Origin of the sequence: Bradyrhizobium sp. BEA-2-5 (assembly GCF_032918025.1) — a bacterium.
Lineage (GTDB): Bacteria > Pseudomonadota > Alphaproteobacteria > Rhizobiales > Xanthobacteraceae > Bradyrhizobium > Bradyrhizobium pachyrhizi.
In genome coordinates this window covers 2,863,043-2,880,756 of the sequence record NZ_CP136629.1, presented here as the reverse complement: position 1 = coordinate 2,880,756, position 17,714 = coordinate 2,863,043, and the positions used below count along the sequence as shown (strand labels likewise).

Here is a 17,714-nt window from a genome sequence, read left to right as displayed (position 1 = left end):
AGATTCCGGGTTCGATGCTGACGCATCGCCCCGGAATGACGAAAATAAAAATGGACTGACGACATGAGCCGAGCCGCCACCAATCTGCAAATCGATTCCGCCCGCCTCTGGGGCTCCATCCACGAGACCGCGCAATTCGGCGCGACCGCCAAGGGCGGCGTGCGGCGGCTGACACTGAGCGCGGAAGACAAGCAGGTGCGCGACTGGTTCCGCAAGGCTTGCGAAGACGCCGGACTGGAAGTCCACGTCGACGCGGTCGGCTCCATGTTCGGCCTGCGCAAGGGCCGCGACATGTCGAAGCCGCCCGTCGGCATCGGCTCGCATCTCGATACCCAGCCGACCGGCGGCAAATATGACGGCATGCTCGGCACGCTGGCGGCGCTCGAAATGGTGCGCACGCTCAACGATGCCGGGATCGAGACCGAGCTGCCGATCTGCGTCGTCAACTGGACCAACGAGGAAGGCTCGCGCTTCGCACCTGCGATGATGGCCTCCGCCGCCTATGTCGGCGACTTCACCACCGACGACATTCTGTCGCGCAAGGACGCCGAAGGCGTCACGGTGGCGCAGGCGCTGGACACGATTGGTTATCGCGGCGACGCCCCGGTCGGCCGCCAGAAGTTCACCAGCTTCGTCGAGCTGCACATCGAGCAGGGTCCCATTCTGGAAGCGGAAGGCAAGACCATCGGCGTGGTCGATTCCGGCCAGGGCGTGCTCTGGTACGACGGCAAGATTTCCGGCTTCGAGAGCCATGCGGGTTCGACCCCGATGCCGCTGCGGCGCGACGCGCTGGCCACGCTGTCGGAGATCGTGCTGGCGATGGAAGCCATCGCCAAGAAGCACGGGCCGAACGCGGTCGGCACCATCGGCGAGGCCGTGATCGCAAATCCCTCACGCAACGTCATTCCCGGCGAGATCGCCTTCACCATGGACTGCCGCAGTGCCGACGGCGCCATCATGGATGCGCTCGATCGCGACCTGCGTGCGGCCGTTGCCGAGATCGCAACGCGGCGCAAGGTCGAGGTTCAACTCGATCTCGTTTGGCGCAAGGCACCGACGCATTTCGATCCCAAGCTGGTCGACGCGGTCGAGAACGCGGCGAAGACGCTCGGCTATTCCTCCCGCCGCATCACCTCCGGCGCCGGCCACGATGCCTGCAATCTCAACACCGTCATGCCGGCGGCGATGGTGTTCGTACCCTGCAAGGATGGCATCAGTCACAACGAGCTGGAGGACGCCACGCAGACCGACTGCGCTGCGGGCACCAACGTCCTGATGCATACCGTGCTGGCGATTGCCGGCGTCGCGTCCTGATCGTCGTTTCTCCTCATCGATGGAGGCTTTCGTGCGCGCAGTGTTTGTCGACGCCAATGAATCGCTTGCTGTCATCACGGAGCGCCTGGAAAAGCCCGGCGATCCCCGGATGCGGATCAACCGCAACCCGGACATCAAGTCCGAGGACTATCCGGCGGTCCTCGACGGCGCCGAGATTGCGATCGTCGACCACACCGCGCTTCCCACCGAGGTGGCGAGGAAATGCACGGGGCTGAAGCACGTCGTGTTCCTCGGCACCGGCGCGCGCAGCTACATGAACCCGGAGGAGCTCGCCGAGCTCGGCATCTCCGTGCATCTGATCAAGGGCTATGGCGACACGGCAGTCGCCGAATCCGCGATTGCGCTGATGTGGGCTTCGGCCCGCGTCATCGCGATGATGGACCGCGAGATGCGGGCCGGCAACTGGCTGCGCGAGGACGGCATGCAGCTCACCGGCAAGACGCTCGGCCTGATCGGGTTCGGCGGCATTGCCGCCGAGGTCGCGCGCATCGCGACCGGCTCAGGCATGAAAGTGATCGCCTGGAATCGCTCGCCCAAGAGCTATCCTGGCGTCGAATTCACCGATCTCGATACGGTGCTGGCGAAGAGCGACGTCGTGTCGATCCATCTGCTGCTGAACGACGAGACCCGCGGCCTGATCACGCGCGACAAGATCGCGAAGATGAAAAAGGGCGTGGTGCTGATCAACACCGCGCGCGGCGCGATCGTCGACGAGCAGGCCATGATCGACGCGCTGAAGTCCGGCCATATTCGCCATGCCGGCCTCGACGTCTTCAACATCGAGCCGCTGCCCGGCGATCATCCGCTGACGAAATTGCCGAACGTGACGCTGTCGGCGCATTCGGCCTTCCGCACGCCGGAGGCGAGCGAGAATTTGATCCACGCGGCGTGGGAGCATTGCCGCAGGATCGTGAAGGAGTAATTTCACCGTCGTCCCGGCCAAGCCAACGGGTCGGCGCGAAGCGCCGCCCGATGACAGGCTCCGCGCGAGCCGAGACCCATAACTACTGCTCCACATTGTCGCAAACGCTGGGTCCACAGCGAGCCCTAACACAAGTCCCTGTGGTTATGGGTCCCTGCTTAGGGACGACAGTGGCCGTAGGGTGGCTAACTCGCCCTACGCAGATTGCGAAGCAATCAATGACGACGTCGTCCTGGACAAGCGAGCGTAGCGAGCGCGATCCAGGACCCATTGCCACCGGCCTGCGTCATCGCGCAGGGCGGTGGTCAGAACCAGCAACACAACAAGCACTCGGGGTAATGGGTCCTGGCTTTCGCCAGGACGACCCCGTGAGTGACTGCGCAGCCTAATCCACCATCTCTGCGACCGCCTTGCCGCACGCCGTGGTGTCGGCATTGCCGCCGAGATCGCGCGTGCGCAGCGTGCGTTCGCCGAGCGTACGCTCGATCGCGCCGACGATGGCGCTGGCTGCCTGCTTCTCGCCGAGATGCTCGAGCATCATCGCGCCGGACCAGATCGCGCCGATCGGGTTCGCAATCCCCTGCCCCGCAATATCGGGCGCCGAACCGTGCACCGGCTCGAACACCGAGGGGAAATCGCCCTCGGGATTGATGTTGCCTGATGGCGCGATGCCGATGGTGCCGGTGCAGGCCGGGCCGAGATCGGAGAGAATGTCGCCGAACAGATTGGAGCCGACCACGACATCGAACCAGTCCGGATGCAGCACGAAGTTCGCCGTCAGGATGTCGATGTGGTACTTGTCCCACTTCACGCCCGGAAACTTCTTGGCCATCGCCTCCACGCGCTCATCCCAATACGGCATGGTGATGGAGATACCGTTCGACTTCGTCGCCGAGGTCAAATGCTTCTTGGGCCGCGACTGCGCGAGTTCGAAAGCGAATTTCAGGATGCGATCGACGCCGGTGCGGGTCATCACCGTCTGCTGGGTCACGAACTCGCGGTCGGTATCGGGGAACATGCGGCCGCCGACCGAGGAATATTCGCCTTCCGTGTTCTCGCGCACCACCCAGAAATCGATATCGCCGGGCTTACGGCCCGCCAGCGGCGACGGCACGCCGGGCATCAGCCGCACCGGGCGAAGGTTGACGTACTGGTCGAACTCGCGGCGGAATTTGATCAGCGAGCCCCACAGCGAGACGTGATCCGGGATCTTGGCCGGCCAGCCGACCGCGCCGAAATAGATCGCATCATGCTTGCCGATCTTCTCCTTCCAATCATCGGGCATCATCTGGCCGTGCTTCTCGTAATAGTCCCAGGACGAGAAGTCGAAATGGTCGAAATGCACGGAGACGCCGTGCTTCTTCGCTGCCGCCTCCAGAACGCGCAGGCCCTCCGGCACGACTTCCTTGCCGATGCCATCGCCGGGAATGACCGCGATCCGGTATTGCTTCTTGCTCATCGAGAACACCCTTGTGATTTGCCCGGCCGGCAATGCCGCCTATTCTGATGGCCCTGCAATGGACCAAACTTCGCGCGAGCGCAACGCTGCAGTGCAGTGTTGACCGCGGCGCGACCCTGCCCCACCAAATTCGCCGGCACCCCACTCCTCATACCAAGCGAGACATCCCATGGATCTGCATCTGCGTGGCAAGCGCGTCCTGATCACCGGCGCGTCCAAGGGCATTGGCGCGGCCGCCGCCGAGGCGTTTGCCGAGGAAGGCGCGCATCTCCTGCTCGCCGCCCGCAATGGCGAGGCGCTGAAGGCGCTGGCCGACCGGCTCCGTTCGGCGCATCAGATTGATGCGGCGGTCAGCGTCGTCGACTTGCGCAAATCGGAAGATCTGGCGCGACTGGCGAAAGAAGCCGCCGACATCGACGTACTCGTCAACAATGCCGGCGACATCCCCGGCGGCTCGATCGACAAGATCGACGAGGCGACCTGGCGGCACGCCTGGGAATTGAAAGTGTTCGGCTACATCAACCTGACGCGGCACATCTATGCGCAGATGAAGGCGAAGGGCGGCGGCGTCATCGTCAATGACATCGGCGCGGCCGGCGAAAAATTCGACGCCAACTACATCTGCGGCAGCGCCGGCAACGCCGCGCTGATGGCGTTCACGCGCGCGCTCGGCGGCAAGAGCCTCGCCGACAACATCCGCGTCGTCGGCATCAATCCCGGGCCCGTCGGCACCGACCGCCACGTCACCCTGCTCAAGACGCGGGCGAGGCACCAGTTCGGCGACGAGAGCCGCTACAAGGAGTTCCAGAAGAGCCTGCCGCTCGGCCGCCCTGCGCATGCGCGGGAGATCGGCGACCTCATGGCGTTCCTGGCGTCGGATCGCTCCGGCTACACATCGGGCGTGATATATACGGTGGACGGCGGGCTCACGTCGGGGTGGGGCTGACGGCAGCTCTCCACGTCATTGCGAAGAGCGACAGCGACGAAGCAATCCATTGCTCTGCATATATGCGGACCGATGGATTACTTCGCTTCGCTCGCAATGACGTCAACTCGCCGTCCGCTCGAACAGCTGCCGGATCAGCGTCGTGATGCGGCCCTGTGGCGCCAGCATCTGGTTCATGATGGAGAAATGATCGGCGCCGGCGATCTCCTCATAGGTCACCGGCAAGCCATAACGGGCGCGATGGCCGGCGAAATCGGCGGTCTGCTTGCGCAGCAGCGGCAATTCGGCGCTGCCGACCACCAGCGACAGCGGCTTTGCCGTGCCGCCTTCCGCCATCATCGGCGAGTTGCGCCGCGACGCCGCTTCGTCGAGCTTGAGCTTTTCGTTGAGATAGGAATGCCTGATCGGCTCGAGGTCGTAGATTCCCGAGATCGCCATGCCGGCCCGGACATGGCCGTTCGACAGCGCCATCGATGTCAAATGTCCGCCGGCCGACCAGCCCGACACCACGATGCTCTCGGCAGCGGCCCCGAGCGCGGGCAACCGCCCGGCCAGAAAGTCGATGCCGGCATGGATCTCGGCGACGATGTCATCGAGCGTCGCATCCGGCGCCAGCGTATAGCCGATCAGCGCGACATTGATGCCGTGGGCCATCGGCCCCTCGGCGAAGATCGTGAACACTTCCTTGGCACGGGTCTGCCAATAGCCGCCGTGGATGAACAGCAGCGTCGGCGCGCCGTCGCGGACTTTCAGGAAGTCGATCCGGTTGCGCTCGCGCGGGCCGTATCTGAGGTCGAGATGGCCGGCGTGCTTTTGCCGCAGCGCCGCCGAGCGTTGCTCCCAGCCCGCAGCGATCTCGGCGCTGCCCTTGACGGCAACGCCATTGTTCAAGCCGAGGTCACGCTCCTGCTGGCTCATCGCGCGCCAGTCCAGCGCGGAAAACAACGCTGCCATCCCTGCCCCTTCGGTTCTCGTCGCATTGCCACGACGGCAGGAAATGTTCTACAGCACAAGCAAACAGAAGGCATAGGAGCAACGGCGCATGGCTGATCAGGGCTTGGTGAAGGAAACGGCGTGTGCCGTCGTCGACAAGCTGCGGTCCGGCGACGTCTCGCCGCTCGAGCTCCTGGATGTGCTGGAAAAGCGCATCGGTGAGGTCGACGGCAAGGTCAACGCGCTGCCGATCCTGTGCTTCGATCGCGCGAGGACCAACGCGAAAGCGCTGATGCAGAAGCCGGCCGGGGCGCGCGGGCTGCTGGCAGGCCTGCCGGTGCCGATCAAGGACCTCACCGACGTCGCGGGCGTGTTGAACACGCAGGGCTCGCCGATCTTCAAGGACAACATCCCCGCGAAATCCGACCTCATGGTCGAGAACCTCGAGGCGAACGGCGCGGTGGTCTACGCCAAATCCAACACGCCGGAATTCGGCGCCGGCGCCAACACCTTCAACGAGGTGTTCGGCGCGACGCTCAATCCGTGGGATACGACGAAATCGGCGGCGGGCTCCTCCGGCGGCGCGGCCGTGGCGCTCGCAACCGGCATGGCCTGGCTCGCGCAGGGCTCCGACATGGGGGGCAGCCTGCGCAACCCGGCGGCCTTTTGCGGCGTCGTCGGCATGCGGCCGAGCATCGGCCGCGTCGCGCATACCCCGAAGTTCGGCGTCGACCGTACCCTCGGCGTGCAGGGCCCGATGGCGCGCAACGTCGAGGATCTCGCGCTGCTGCTGGATGCCATGAGCGGCGACTATGCGGACGATCCGCTGTCGCTGCCCGCCCCCGCGACCTCGTTCCTCTCGGCGGCAGAGGCCGGCAAGAAGCCGAGGCGCATCGCCTATTCACCCGATCTCGGCATCACGCCGGTCGATCCCGAAGTGAAGGCGATCACGCGCAAGGCCGCGGAGCGCTTCGCGGAAGCCGGCGCGATCGTCGAGGAGGCCCATCCCGACTGGCGCGAGGCGCATGAATGCTTCCACGTGCTGCGCGCGTTCGATTTCGCGATCACCAAGGCCAACCTGCTGCGCACGAAGCGCGACATGCTCAAGCCCGAGGTGATCTGGAACATCGAGGAAGGCCTCAAGCTCACCGTCGATCAGCTCGCGCGCGCCGAGGCGCAGCGCGTCGGCATGACTGCGCGGGCGGTCGAGTTCTTCGACAAGTACGACCTGCTGCTGGCGCCCGACGACGATCGTGCCGCCCTTCCCGATCGAACACCGCTATGTCGCCGAATGCGCGGGCAAGAGATTCGACAATTACGTCGAGTGGCTCGGCATCGTCTACGCCATCACGCTCGCCTGCTGTCCCGCGCTCTCGTTGCCGTGCGGCTTCACGGCGTCGGGCCTGCCGGTCGGTCTGCAGATGATCGCAAAGCCGCGTGCCGAGGCGCAGCTTCTGGCCGGCGCGAAAGTGCTGGAGGACATTCTGGGCGTGCGCGGCACCACGCCGATCGATCCCCGTCCGCCGAAGTAAGGCTTTTTCCTCATGGTGAGGAGGCGCGCAGCGCCGTCTCGAACCATGAGGCCCGGTCTGTGGCCTCACCCTTCGAGACGCTTGCTCCGCAAGCTCCTCAGGATGAGGTGATGAATCTGTTGATGCGGCCCTAAGACGCGAAGCCTACGCCTTATCCCCCGTCGCCTTGAGCGCCACGGTGAGTGCCGCCTTGGTCTGCTCGACGATTTCGTCCAGCAACTCCTCGCGGCTGATCTGCGCGGACTCGCCGGTGAACAGGCCCTGCTCGGCCAGCATCACCACCCCATGCAGCGCGGCCCAGATCTTGAGCGCCTGCCGCTCGCGCAAGTAGCCGACCGCCGGGGCCTCCAATGACTCGATCAGCAGTGCCAGCGTTTCCATCGCCGCGGTGTGCAGCTCGCTGCCCTTCGGCGCGCAGGCCATGGTGCGCGACGCGAACATCAACCGGTAGATGCCGTGGCGCTCGAGCCCGAAGGCGAGCGCGGCCTGGGCAAAGCGCGACAGCTTCGAGCCCTTGCTCGACTGCTCGATCGCCTCGCGCATGATCACGTTGAACTGCCGGAATGCCTCCGCCGTGACCGCCGCGAGCAGCGTCTCGCGGTCGGCAAAATGCCGGTATGGCGCCGGCTGCGAGACACCGAGCTGCCTGGCAAGCGCCTTGATGCTGATCGCCTCGGGACCACCGAGCTCGACCTCGCGTAACGCGGCCTGGATCAGGGCTTCGCGGAGGTCGCCGTGGTGGTAGGTTTTGAACGGCTTACGAACGATTTGTCCCATTGCGGCAATGATCGCTGAATTTTCGCTTGACGCGCAAGCACGACGATAATGTAATATACTATAACTTGGTGATCCGGTTAAGAGGCCGGCGCCCAAGCAGGCTAGAACCTGCATAAACTGGAATGAGGAACCCGGCGCAACCCACAATGCGCCAGAGCCGAGGGAGGTGCTTGCATGTCCAAGCTCAGAATCCGCGTCGACCAAGACAAATGCCAGGGCCACGCCCGCTGCAAGGCCCTCGCGCCGGAGCTCTTCGAGCTCGACGAATACGGCAACGCACACGAAGCCGGCGACGGCGCCGTCCCGCCGGGGCTCGAGGACAAGGCCTGGCTTGCGAAAGCCAACTGCCCGGAAATCGCAATCGATGTGATCGAGGAGTAGCTCCGGCCAAGGATGGCTGCGCGCCGCCCGTTGAGCCGACCAGCGTTTGATCGAACGAGAAGGAAACGAGCTGATGTCCGATTCCCCGTCCGCAAGTTATCTGCCCGAACATCCCCCGGTCTCCGACTGGGTCCATGATTTCGACCACACCGATCCGGTCTGGACCGACGACCCGTTCCCGATCTGGGAGACGCTGCGCGCGGCTTCGCCCGTGGTGCACACGAAACGCTTCCTCGGCTGCTACCTGCCGACGACCTATGAAGCCGTGCGCGAGATCGCCAACGACACCGAGCACTTCTCCTCACGCCGCATCATCGTCCGCGATGTGCGCCCCGAGGTCACCGCCCGCGCACCGCCGATCACCTCCGATCCGCCGGAGCACAAGCCCGCCAAGCAGGTGCTGCTGCCGCCGTTCACGCCGGACGCGATGAAGCGGCTGGAGCCGCGGGTGCGCGCGATCTGCAACGAGCTCATCGACGAATTCATCGCCGATGACCATTGCGACGCTGCCGCACGCTACAGCAAATACATCCCGGTTCGGGCGATCGCGCACATGCTCGGCATCCCCGAGAGCGACAGCGATCTCTTCATCAACTGGATTCACATGATCCTCGAGCTCGGCATCAAGGACGAAGACGAGCTCATGAACGGCGTACGCGAGATGACCGGCTACTTCGTGGCCCATCTCGAGCAGCGCAAGCTTGAGCCGGGCGACGATCTGATCTCGCAGCTGCTGCGGGCCAAGGGCCCCGGCGGCCAGCCGCTCACCGACGAGCACGTGCTGGGCTCGCTGCGCCTGCTGCTGATCGCCGGCATCGACACCACCTGGAGCGCGATCGGCTCCTCGCTCTGGCATCTTGCGAAGACGCCGGCCGACCGCGAGCGGCTGATCGCCGAGCCCGGGCTGATCCCGACCGCGGTGGAGGAGCTGCTGCGCGCCTATTCGCCGGTGACGATGGCGCGCGAGGTGGTCAAGGAAACCACGGTCTCGGGTTGTCCGGTGAAGCCCGGCAACATGGTGCTGTTGTCCTTCCCGGCCGCCAATCGCGACCCCAAGATGTTTCCGAACGCTGACAAAGTCGTGATCGACCGCCGCGAGAACCGCCACGCCGCCTTCGGCCTCGGTATCCATCGTTGCGTCGGTTCCAACCTTGCGCGAATGGAGATGCAGGTCGCGATCGAGGAATGGCTGAAGCGAATCCCGGATTTCCGGCTCGATCCGGCCGGCAAGGTCACCTGGTCGGAAGGCACGGTGCGCGGTCCGCGCCAACTCCCTGTCCTGTTCGGCAACAACGCCTGAGGAACCGGACAGCGGTTACATCACGTCACCCAATGAGGTAGCTTGCCCCGGAATCGAACCGACGAGTCCGGGAGCAATGCCATGTCCGAACAAACCGCTCAGCCCGCGAGCGATCATCTCGACATCCACGACGTCGAGCGGCGGGTGAAAGCGATCTTCATCGGCTCCATCGGCAACCTCGTTGAATGGTACGATTTCTACGCCTATACGGCGTTCGCGCTCTATTTCGCGCCGGCGTTCTTCCCGCACAGCGATCCGGTGGTGCAGCAGCTCAATGCCGCCGTGCTGTTTGCCGCGACCTTCCTGATGCGCCCGCTCGGCGGCTGGCTGTTCGGCTTCATCGCCGACCGCTATGGCCGGCGGCTGTCGTTGACGCTCTCGGTGGTCTTCATGTGCTTCGGCTCGCTGATCATCGCGCTGACGCCGACCTATGCCACGATCGGCTTCGCCGCGCCGGTGATCCTGGCGCTCGCCCGCGTCATCGAGGGCCTGAGCCTCGGCGGCGAATACGGCGCCAGCGCCACGTATCTCAGCGAAGTCGCCGACCCCAAGCATCGCGGCTTCTATTCCAGCTTCCAGTACGTCACGCTGATCGGAGGCCAGCTCACCGCGATCATCGTGCTGCTGCTCCTGCAAAAGGTCTTCCTCACACCGGAAGAGCTGAAGGCCTGGGGCTGGCGCATCCCCTTCGCGATCGGCGCGCTGCTGGCGATCTTCGCCGCGGTGATGCGGCGCGGCCTGCACGAGACCGAGGCGTTCGAGGAGGCCAGGAAGGTTTCCAAGCCGACCGGCTCGATCGTCGGCCTGTTGAACTATCCGCGCGAGCTCTTGCTGGTCGTCGGCCTCACCGCCGGCGGGACCGCGGCGTTCTACACTTTCACCACCTACATGCAGACCTTCGTCAAGCTTTCGGTCGGGCTGACCGAGGACCAGACCACCTTCGTGATCTTCGGCACGCTGATTTTCGCGACCATCCTCCAGCCGATCTACGGCGCGATCTCCGACAAGATCGGCCGCAAGCCGCTGCTGATTTTCTTCGGCGTCGCCGGCACGCTCGGCACGATCCCCATCCTGACCGCGCTGAAGGAGACGAAGTCGCCCTTCATGGCGTTCATCCTGATCTGCGCCGCCTGGCTGTTCGTCGCCGGCTACACCTCGATCAACGCCGTGGTGAAGGCTGAATTGTTCCCGACCAACGTCCGCGCCCTCGGCGTCGGCCTGCCCTATGCCATCACGGTCTCGATCTTCGGCGGCACGGCGCCGGCGATCGCGCTCTATTTCAAGAGCATTGGGCACGAGGAATGGTTCTATTTCTATCTAAGTGGCATCATTTGCCTGTCGCTGATCATCTATTCAACCATGCGCGATACCAAGCGCGACTCGGCGATGCATCGCCACGAATGATGGCCTGACGCGATGACCGACGATCACGAACCGCCCGAGAGCAAGCTGACGCGCAGCAAGCAGCGCTGGGCGCGCGAGGGCAAATTCCTCACCGGCAAGGTCACCCGCCCGGAGGAGCAGCGTTTGCCGCCGGGCCAGCATCTGACGGCGGACTGGCCGGTGCTCGATCTCGGGTTGATGCCGAACATCTCGCGCGAGCGCTGGCGGCTCGACGTCTACGGCGCGATCGAGCAGACCATCTACTGGACCTGGCAGCAGTTCATGGCGCAGCCGCAGACGCAGTTCGTTTCCGACATCCACTGCGTCACGACCTGGTCGCGCTACGATAACCAGTGGGAGGGGCTTGCCACAAGCGAGCTGCTTGCGGCCTGCCAGCCGCGCGAGGATGCGCGCTTCGTCGTGCTGCATTCCTATGACGGCTACACCACCAACCTCCCACTGGAAGACTTCGCCGCCGAGGACGCGCTGCTCGCCCATAGCTGGTCGGGCCAGCCCCTGAGCGAGGAGCATGGCGGCCCGGTGCGGCTGGTCGTGCCGCATCTGTATTTCTGGAAGAGCGCCAAATGGCTCCAGGCCATCGAATTCCTGACCGAGGACGCGCCGGGCTTCTGGGAAGTCCGCGGCTATCATAAGCGCGGCGATCCCTGGGCCGAGCAGCGCTATTCTGGCGACTGACACACCAACAAGATGATGGAGCCTTCCCGTGCCGCACGAACGCTTTCAATTCACCGGTGTTGGCGGCCATCAGCTTGCTGCCGCACTTGATACGCCCGACGGGCTGATCAAGGCCTATGCGCTGTTCGCGCATTGCTTCACCTGCGGCAAGGACGCGCTGGCGGCCAAGCGCATCGCGGTCGCGCTCGCCGCCAAAGGCATTGCGGTGCTGCGGTTCGACTTCACCGGGCTCGGCTCCAGCGAGGGCGACTTCGCCAATTCGACGTTCTCCTCCAACGTCGCCGATCTCGTGCGCGCGGCCGATCATCTGCGCGAGACGCACAAGGCACCCGCGATCCTGATCGGCCACAGCCTCGGCGGTGCCGCGATCCTCGCGGCAGCAGGACAGATCCCCGAAGCCAAGGCGGTTGTTTCCATCGCGGCGCCGTCCGATCCCGTCCATGTCACGCATTTCTTCAGGGACCGGATCGAGGACATCCGCACCCAGGGCGAAGGCGAAGTCTCGCTCGCCGGCCGCCCCTTCCGCATCAAGCGGGAATTCCTCGACGACGTCGCCGAGCAGAACTTGATGGCGCAGGTGAAGCAGCTGCACAAGGCGCTGCTGGTGATGCATTCGCCTGTCGACGACACCGTCGGCATCGACAATGCGACGCATATCTTCAGCGCCGCCAGGCACCCCAAGAGCTTCGTCTCGCTGGCCGGCGCCGATCATCTCTTGAGCGGCAAGCAGGATGCCGCCTACGTCGCCGACGTGATCGGCGCCTGGGCCGAACGCTACATCGATATCGCGCCGCAGCCGGCGGCAGATACCGGCACTGCGCCACGCAACGTCGTCGTGCAGGAGACCCGCGCCGGCAAGTTTCAGCAGATCGTCACGGCAGGTCCGCATCGCATGCTGGCCGACGAGCCGGTCGCCGTCGGCGGCCAGGCTTCCGGCCCCGGGCCGTACGACTTCGTACTGGCCGGGTTAGGTGCCTGCACCTCGATGACGATGCGGATGTATGCCGACCGCAAGTCGCTGCCGCTCGATCGCGTCACCGTGACGCTGACGCACAGCAAGATCTACGCAAAAGACTGCGAAGAATGCGAGACCCGCGACGGCATGCTCGATCAGATCGAGCGCGACATCACGATGGACGGCGCCCTCGATGCCGAGCAACGCAAGAAGCTGATGGAGATCGCCGACAAGTGCCCGGTGCACCGGACGCTGACGTCGGAGATCCGCATCGTCACCAAGGCCGCGGAATAAGCCTGCAACGCAGCGAGACGGTCCGAGCCGTAACAGCATGTCAGCGGCATCGGCCCTCGCGCCCGCGGGCCGTCGCAGGGGCGCGCTGAAAAATATCGAAAACAACCCCATGCAAAGGTGCCGGCGGCCGCCGGCGTTCGACAAGGCAACTTGACACGTCGGGCAACTCAGGGATATTCTTCTACTATTCCGAAATCATGCGAACGCTCCTCTACCCGCGCGCCGCGCGCTTGCCGGTCAGGCTATTCGCCATGGTCCGCACCGCGGCGCCGATCTCGTTCTCGCGCCAGGCGGCGAAGCCCAGCAACAGGCCGTGATCGCGCGGCCGTTCCAGCGCGAGGCTCGACAGTGCGCGCACCTCGACGCCGGCGGCGACCAGGCGCGTCGCGGCATCCCGGTCCGCACGGCCATCCTTGAAACGGGCAATCAGCTGCATGCCGCCCGGCGGCACCTCGGCCGTGAGTACCGCATCGAGATGCCGCGTCAGCGCTGTCGCAAGATGGTCCCGGCGTGACCGGTAGATGCGCCGCATCCGCCTGACATGGGCCAGGAAATGCCCGTCGGCCATGAAGCCGGCCAGCGCCTCCTGGACATGCACGGAGGCGATCAGCCCGAGATGGCGCTGCGCGATCTCCATCGTCCGTGCCAGCTGTGGCGGCACCACCAGATAGCCGATGCGGATATCGGGCGTCATCGCCTTCGAGAAGGTGCCGACATAGAACACGCGGCCATGGGCATCGAGCCCCTGCAAGGCCGGCACCGGCCGGCTGTCATAGTGGAATTCGCCGTCGTAGTCGTCCTCCACGATCCAGGTCTTGCCGGGCTCGGCTGAGGCCAACAGCTCGGTGCGGCGCGCGACCGGCATCACGCGCCCTGTCGGGTGCTGATGTGACGGCGTGGTGAAGATCAGCTTCGGCGCGCCCGCCGAGCGCGTCCGCATCATGCCCCATTGATCGAGCCTGACACCGACGACGTTTGCACCGGCCGCACGAAACGCCGCCGCGGCGCCGGGGTAGCCGGGATCCTCGGTCCACACCGCATCGCCGGCGGCGATGGTGGTCGCGGCGATCAGCGTCAGCGCCGCCTGCGCCGTCGGCAGCACCAGGATCTGATCGGCCTCGGCGCGCACGCCGCGGCTGACTTCAAGGTAGTCGCATAGGGCTTCGCGCAGGCTCGGCCGGTTGACCACGGTCTGCTCGTTGAAGCGGCGGCGCAATGCGCTGCGGCGCAGGCAGCGCGCCCAGATCTCGTGCGGAAACTCGCGCGCATCCGCAAGCCCGGGCCGCAGCGGCCGGAAATCGGCCTGGTAGGACAGCGGCCAATCCGTATCGGAGAGCTGCAAGGCCCAGGGCGACAGCAGCGGCTTGCGGGCGGCATCACGGCGTGGCGCAGGCAGAGCCTTGGCGAAGCGCGCCTCGATATCGTCGGTCACAACCGGCCGCCGCCGCGCCGCGACCCGCAGATACCCTTCGGCGGCGAGCTGCTCATAGGCATGCGTTACGGTGTTGCGCGCCACCTCGAGCTCGGCCGCAAGGCTGCGGCTCGACGGCAGCATGGCGCCGCTCCGGATCCGGCCGCTCGCCATCAGCACGCGCAGCTGCTGGGTCAACTGCGCGGCCAGCCCGGCGTCGTCCGACCGCTTCAGCGCGAGCAATTCGGCGAGGATCAATCTGGCTCCATTGTTCTCCAATATCTGGCTCTTTTGAGAGAGCCAGTATGATCCTATTCACAAGCGGTATCGCCTGCAAGGATTCTGCCGTGAACCAGTCACTCTCCCCCGCTAGGGCCGCCGCCCTGTTCATCGTCGTGGTGCTGGCCTGGGGCATCAACTGGTCGGTCACGAAATCGCTGGTCGAGGCGGTGCCCCCGCTGTGGACCGCCTCGATCCGCAGCTGGGTCGCCCTGATCGCCCTGCTGGTGATCCTGCGCGCCAGCGGCAATTTGATCATTCCGCGGATCGCCGATGTCCCGGTCGTCCTCAGCGTCGCGCTGCTGCACATGACGCTGTTCTCGATCCTCGTCGCGGCGGGCCTGCGCTTCCTGCCCGCGAGCAAGGGCGTCGTGCTTGGCTACACCACGCCGCTCTGGGTCGCACTCGCCGCGCCCGCCGCGCGCACCGAACGGCTCGGGATGCTCAAGCTTGTCGGCGTCGCGCTCGGACTCGCCGGGCTCTGCGTGATCCTCAACCCTGCGTCGCTGGACTGGAGCAATCTGCATGTCCTCGCCGGCGCCGGCATGGTCATCCTGGCCGCGATCTCCTGGGCCGCGAACATCATCTATATCCGCGCGCATCGCTGGACCGCATCTCCGCTCCAGCTCCTGCTCTGGCAGGTGCTGGTGGCGACTTTGGTGCTGACGACGTCGGCGCTGGTCACCGAAGGCGTGCCCGAGGTAAATTGGTCGCCACACCTCCTGCTGCTGTTTCTCTATTCGGGCCTGATCGGGACGGCGCTGGCCTATTGGGCGATGTCGATGGTCAACAAGAGCATCTCGGCGCTGACGACGTCGCTCGGGACCACCGCGACGCCGCTTGTCGGCATCGTGACCGCGGCACTCTTGCTCGGCGAACCGATCGATCTCTCGCTGGCGATCGCCGCGGCGCTGATCGTCGGCGGGATCGCGCTGAGCTCGCTCGCGGACGCACCGTCGCGCAATTCAGTCAGGCCGTCGCAAGCGGCCTGACCCGCAGCGCGCCGCGTAGGCCGGCGCCGGTGCCGAGCATGATGCCGGCGATCGCGACGAGGGACGACAGTGACAGCGTCGACAGGCCCGTGAGCCCCTGCCCGATCGAGCAGCCGAACGCCATCACGCCGCCGACGCCCATCAGCGCCGCCCCGCTGCCTGAGCGCAGCATATGCTGCGGCGACCGGTAGCCCTCGAGCTGGAAGCGCCCGGTGACGATGGCCGTGATCAGGCTGCCGGCGAACACGCCGAACACGGTGACGATGCCGAAATTCAGCGTCGAGCCGGTCGACAGCATCACATATTGCAGGGCGTCGGCGATCGGCGCGATGAAGGTCAGCGACGTCAACGGCACCGGATTGAAATCGTCGGCGCCGAGATAGCCGGTCGCGTACCAGCCCCCCGCCACCAACAGGCCCACGATCAGGCCGGCCGCGATCTGCCCGAATGATTTTCGGAACGGCGCATGGGCGAAGGCGAAGATGATCAGGACAGCTGACAGCACCGAGGCGGCGAGCATTCGTGCCTGCACCGCGCCGAGACCGGCGTTCACCAGCAGTGACGGCACCGAATTGGCGGCGACTGTTGCCTGCGAGGCCTGCACCATTGCGATGCGCGCCGGCGCAATCAGGCCCTTCAGCGTTATCTCGGCGAAAATGCCGAGCACGATCACGACCACGAAGGAGCGGAGATTGCCGCGGCCGAGCAGGACCAGCGCCCGCGAGCCACAGCCGTTCGACAGCACCATGCCGTAGCCGAACAGCAGGCCGCCGAGGAAGAGCACAGGCACTGAGAATGACTGCTGCAGGTAGATCGACTTGCCGAGATCGACCACGCCCGCCGCCGCCAAAAGCTGCGAGGCCGCGATCGCGACGCCCATCGCAAGCGCATAGGTGCGCGCCAAGCGGCCGTCGCCCTCCGCCCACCAGCCGCGCAGGCCGCTCATCATGCAGAAGCCGCTGAGCAGCCCGACCGAGCCATAGATCAGGCCAATGATCAGGGCGGCGAGGATAACGATCGTGCCTGGGTCCATGCGGGTTCTCTCGGCTATCCCGTCATGACGGTCGCAAAATCACGCGATCGCGCGACGAGCCTGCCACGGCAACAAACGCCGCCTTGGCCTGTTCCAGCGGATAGACGGCGCTCGCCTTGATCGGGAACGGTTTCAGATGTCCGCTCGCAAAGCCCGGATCAAGGTCGCGCAGCACCGCGCCCGTGGCGGCCGACGACAGGCCGAGCGTGTCGATGCCGACATAGGTGTGCTGGCCGCGATAAAATTCGAGGATGTTGAACTGCACGATGCGGTCGACCGCGGCGATCAGGATCTGGCGGCCGCGCAACGCAAGCGATTTGTGCGCGGCCTGGAAATAGGGATCGCCGACGGTGTTGAAGACGATGTCGGCGCCCTTCCCGCCGGTCAATTCGCGTACGCGCGTGGCAACGTCAACGGCAGAGGCGTCAATCACCTCGACCGGCGTGTTGCTGTGCCCCTCATAAGCTTCCGTCCTGCGCACCACGCCGATGACGCGCGCGCCCTGCCAGGTCGCGATCTGAACCGCGGCCTGTCCGACCTTGCCATTGACGCCCATCACCAGCACGGTCTCGCCGCTCTTCGGCACGCCTGCGCGGCGAAAGCCTTCCATCGCGGTGACGAAGGGCACGCCGATGCCGGCGGCCTCCTCCCAGGACACCGTCTTGGGCTTCTCGACCACGGCGTCGGCCTCGACGACGAGATGGCTGGCATGGGTGCCGTCGCGGCGGATGCCGAGATCGCCGGACGAGCCGAACACGTCGCGTCCGATAAATTCAGCGGGACCATCGATCACGACGCCGGCGTAGTCGCGACCACTGGTGCGCGGGAACACGGCATACGGCATCAGCCCGGTCGCGGCCTTGACGTCGGACGGATTGACGGCCGCGGCTTTCACCTCGATCAGGACGTTGTTGTCGCCGCGCGAAAGTGCATGGGTCTCGACCACCGGCGCCACCGCCGCCGCGTTCTCCGCCTTCGTCAGCAGGCGGACGCCGCGGGCGTCGACAGGAAGACGATTTGCTTGCGGGGCCGGCGGCATCAGCGTTCCAGTCTCGGTCATGGAGCGCGCCGCAAGGCACGCGGATG

Annotated in this window: 15 protein-coding genes and 1 pseudogene; 10 read left to right on the top strand and 6 right to left on the bottom strand. The window is 65.5% G+C overall.

What is annotated here, in order from left to right; genetic code table 11:
* The first annotated feature begins 63 nt into the window (after positions 1-63).
* Positions 64-1,314: a Zn-dependent hydrolase gene (locus tag RX327_RS13370; protein ID WP_317250534.1), complete on the top strand. Its 1,251-nt coding sequence runs from the start codon at positions 64-66 to the stop codon at positions 1,312-1,314.
* Positions 1,315-1,345: 31 nt separating this feature from the next.
* Positions 1,346-2,257, top strand: coding sequence for an NAD(P)-dependent oxidoreductase (locus RX327_RS13365; protein WP_317250533.1), 912 nt, complete (start codon positions 1,346-1,348; stop codon positions 2,255-2,257).
* 385 nt (positions 2,258-2,642) lie between these two features.
* On the opposite strand, the gene RX327_RS13360 is transcribed toward RX327_RS13365, so the two are convergent.
* On the bottom strand, positions 2,643-3,716 hold the full coding sequence (locus tag RX327_RS13360; RefSeq protein WP_317250532.1) for a tartrate dehydrogenase: 1,074 nt from the start codon (positions 3,714-3,716) through the stop codon (positions 2,643-2,645).
* 169 nt (positions 3,717-3,885) lie between these two features.
* On the opposite strand from RX327_RS13360, the gene RX327_RS13355 reads away from it, so the two are divergent.
* Entirely contained in the window at positions 3,886-4,662 is a 777-nt protein-coding gene (locus RX327_RS13355) for an SDR family oxidoreductase (protein WP_317250531.1), read from the top strand.
* Between the two features lie 102 nt (positions 4,663-4,764).
* Here the strand turns inward: RX327_RS13355 and RX327_RS13350 are convergent, their stop codons facing one another.
* On the bottom strand, positions 4,765-5,616 hold the full coding sequence (locus RX327_RS13350) for an alpha/beta hydrolase (RefSeq protein WP_050386032.1): 852 nt from the start codon (positions 5,614-5,616) through the stop codon (positions 4,765-4,767).
* Between the two features lie 88 nt (positions 5,617-5,704).
* Here RX327_RS13350 and RX327_RS13345 point away from each other — a divergent pair.
* Positions 5,705-7,127, top strand: a pseudogene (locus RX327_RS13345) (amidase).
* Positions 7,128-7,271: 144 nt separating this feature from the next.
* Here the strand turns inward: RX327_RS13345 and RX327_RS13340 are convergent.
* Positions 7,272-7,904 carry a TetR/AcrR family transcriptional regulator gene (locus RX327_RS13340; RefSeq protein ID WP_317250530.1) on the bottom strand — a complete coding sequence of 211 codons (633 nt, stop codon included), beginning with the start codon at positions 7,902-7,904 and terminating at the stop codon, positions 7,272-7,274.
* 174 nt (positions 7,905-8,078) lie between these two features.
* Between RX327_RS13340 and RX327_RS13335 the strand changes: the two genes are divergently transcribed.
* The 5 genes from RX327_RS13335 to RX327_RS13315 all read left to right on the top strand — a co-directional run bounded on the left by RX327_RS13335 (position 8,079) and on the right by RX327_RS13315 (position 12,913).
* Complete coding sequence (locus RX327_RS13335; RefSeq protein WP_317250529.1) at positions 8,079-8,285, top strand: ferredoxin; 207 nt, start codon at positions 8,079-8,081, stop codon at positions 8,283-8,285.
* Between the two features lie 73 nt (positions 8,286-8,358).
* The gene (locus RX327_RS13330) at positions 8,359-9,585 is read left to right on the top strand and encodes a cytochrome P450 (RefSeq protein ID WP_317250528.1); all 1,227 of its coding nucleotides are present in this window, start codon (positions 8,359-8,361) and stop codon (positions 9,583-9,585) included.
* Between the two features lie 81 nt (positions 9,586-9,666).
* Positions 9,667-10,989: an MFS transporter gene (locus RX327_RS13325; protein WP_317250527.1), complete on the top strand. Its 1,323-nt coding sequence runs from the start codon at positions 9,667-9,669 to the stop codon at positions 10,987-10,989.
* 12 nt (positions 10,990-11,001) lie between these two features.
* The gene (locus tag RX327_RS13320; protein WP_317250526.1) at positions 11,002-11,664 is read left to right on the top strand and encodes a sulfite oxidase-like oxidoreductase; all 663 of its coding nucleotides are present in this window, start codon (positions 11,002-11,004) and stop codon (positions 11,662-11,664) included.
* A gap of 28 nt (positions 11,665-11,692) precedes the next feature.
* Positions 11,693-12,913: a bifunctional alpha/beta hydrolase/OsmC family protein gene (locus tag RX327_RS13315; protein ID WP_317250525.1), complete on the top strand. Its 1,221-nt coding sequence runs from the start codon at positions 11,693-11,695 to the stop codon at positions 12,911-12,913.
* Positions 12,914-13,124: 211 nt separating this feature from the next.
* On the opposite strand, the gene RX327_RS13310 is transcribed toward RX327_RS13315, so the two are convergent.
* A complete protein-coding gene (locus RX327_RS13310; RefSeq protein WP_317250524.1) occupies positions 13,125-14,603 on the bottom strand; it encodes a PLP-dependent aminotransferase family protein in 1,479 nt (492 codons plus the stop codon).
* Between the two features lie 26 nt (positions 14,604-14,629).
* On the opposite strand from RX327_RS13310, the gene RX327_RS13305 reads away from it, so the two are divergent.
* Positions 14,630-15,595: a DMT family transporter gene (locus tag RX327_RS13305; protein ID WP_317250523.1), complete on the top strand. Its 966-nt coding sequence runs from the start codon at positions 14,630-14,632 to the stop codon at positions 15,593-15,595.
* On the opposite strand, the gene RX327_RS13300 is transcribed toward RX327_RS13305, so the two are convergent.
* Both RX327_RS13300 and RX327_RS13295 read right to left on the bottom strand, forming a co-directional pair.
* Positions 15,573-16,628 carry a YeeE/YedE family protein gene (locus RX327_RS13300; RefSeq protein ID WP_317250522.1) on the bottom strand — a complete coding sequence of 352 codons (1,056 nt, stop codon included), beginning with the start codon at positions 16,626-16,628 and terminating at the stop codon, positions 15,573-15,575. The two genes, RX327_RS13305 and RX327_RS13300, sit on opposite strands and share 23 nt — an antisense overlap.
* 22 nt (positions 16,629-16,650) lie before the next feature.
* Entirely contained in the window at positions 16,651-17,688 is a 1,038-nt protein-coding gene (locus RX327_RS13295) for a quinone oxidoreductase family protein (protein ID WP_410712158.1), read from the bottom strand.
* Positions 17,689-17,714: the final 26 nt, after the last annotated feature.

Coding starts and splice junctions, on each gene's coding strand:
- RX327_RS13295 (WP_410712158.1), bottom strand. CDS start 17,688: ATGACCGAGACTGGAACGCTGATGCCGCCGGCCCCGCAAGCAAATCGT.
- RX327_RS13330 (WP_317250528.1), top strand. CDS start 8,359: ATGTCCGATTCCCCGTCCGCAAGTTATCTGCCCGAACATCCCCCGGTC.
- RX327_RS13300 (WP_317250522.1), bottom strand. CDS start 16,628: ATGGACCCAGGCACGATCGTTATCCTCGCCGCCCTGATCATTGGCCTG.
- RX327_RS13370 (WP_317250534.1), top strand. CDS start 64: ATGAGCCGAGCCGCCACCAATCTGCAAATCGATTCCGCCCGCCTCTGG.
- RX327_RS13320 (WP_317250526.1), top strand. CDS start 11,002: ATGACCGACGATCACGAACCGCCCGAGAGCAAGCTGACGCGCAGCAAG.
- RX327_RS13360 (WP_317250532.1), bottom strand. CDS start 3,716: ATGAGCAAGAAGCAATACCGGATCGCGGTCATTCCCGGCGATGGCATC.
- RX327_RS13325 (WP_317250527.1), top strand. CDS start 9,667: ATGTCCGAACAAACCGCTCAGCCCGCGAGCGATCATCTCGACATCCAC.
- RX327_RS13350 (WP_050386032.1), bottom strand. CDS start 5,616: ATGGCAGCGTTGTTTTCCGCGCTGGACTGGCGCGCGATGAGCCAGCAG.
- RX327_RS13335 (WP_317250529.1), top strand. CDS start 8,079: ATGTCCAAGCTCAGAATCCGCGTCGACCAAGACAAATGCCAGGGCCAC.
- RX327_RS13340 (WP_317250530.1), bottom strand. CDS start 7,904: ATGGGACAAATCGTTCGTAAGCCGTTCAAAACCTACCACCACGGCGAC.
- RX327_RS13305 (WP_317250523.1), top strand. CDS start 14,630: ATGATCCTATTCACAAGCGGTATCGCCTGCAAGGATTCTGCCGTGAAC.
- RX327_RS13355 (WP_317250531.1), top strand. CDS start 3,886: ATGGATCTGCATCTGCGTGGCAAGCGCGTCCTGATCACCGGCGCGTCC.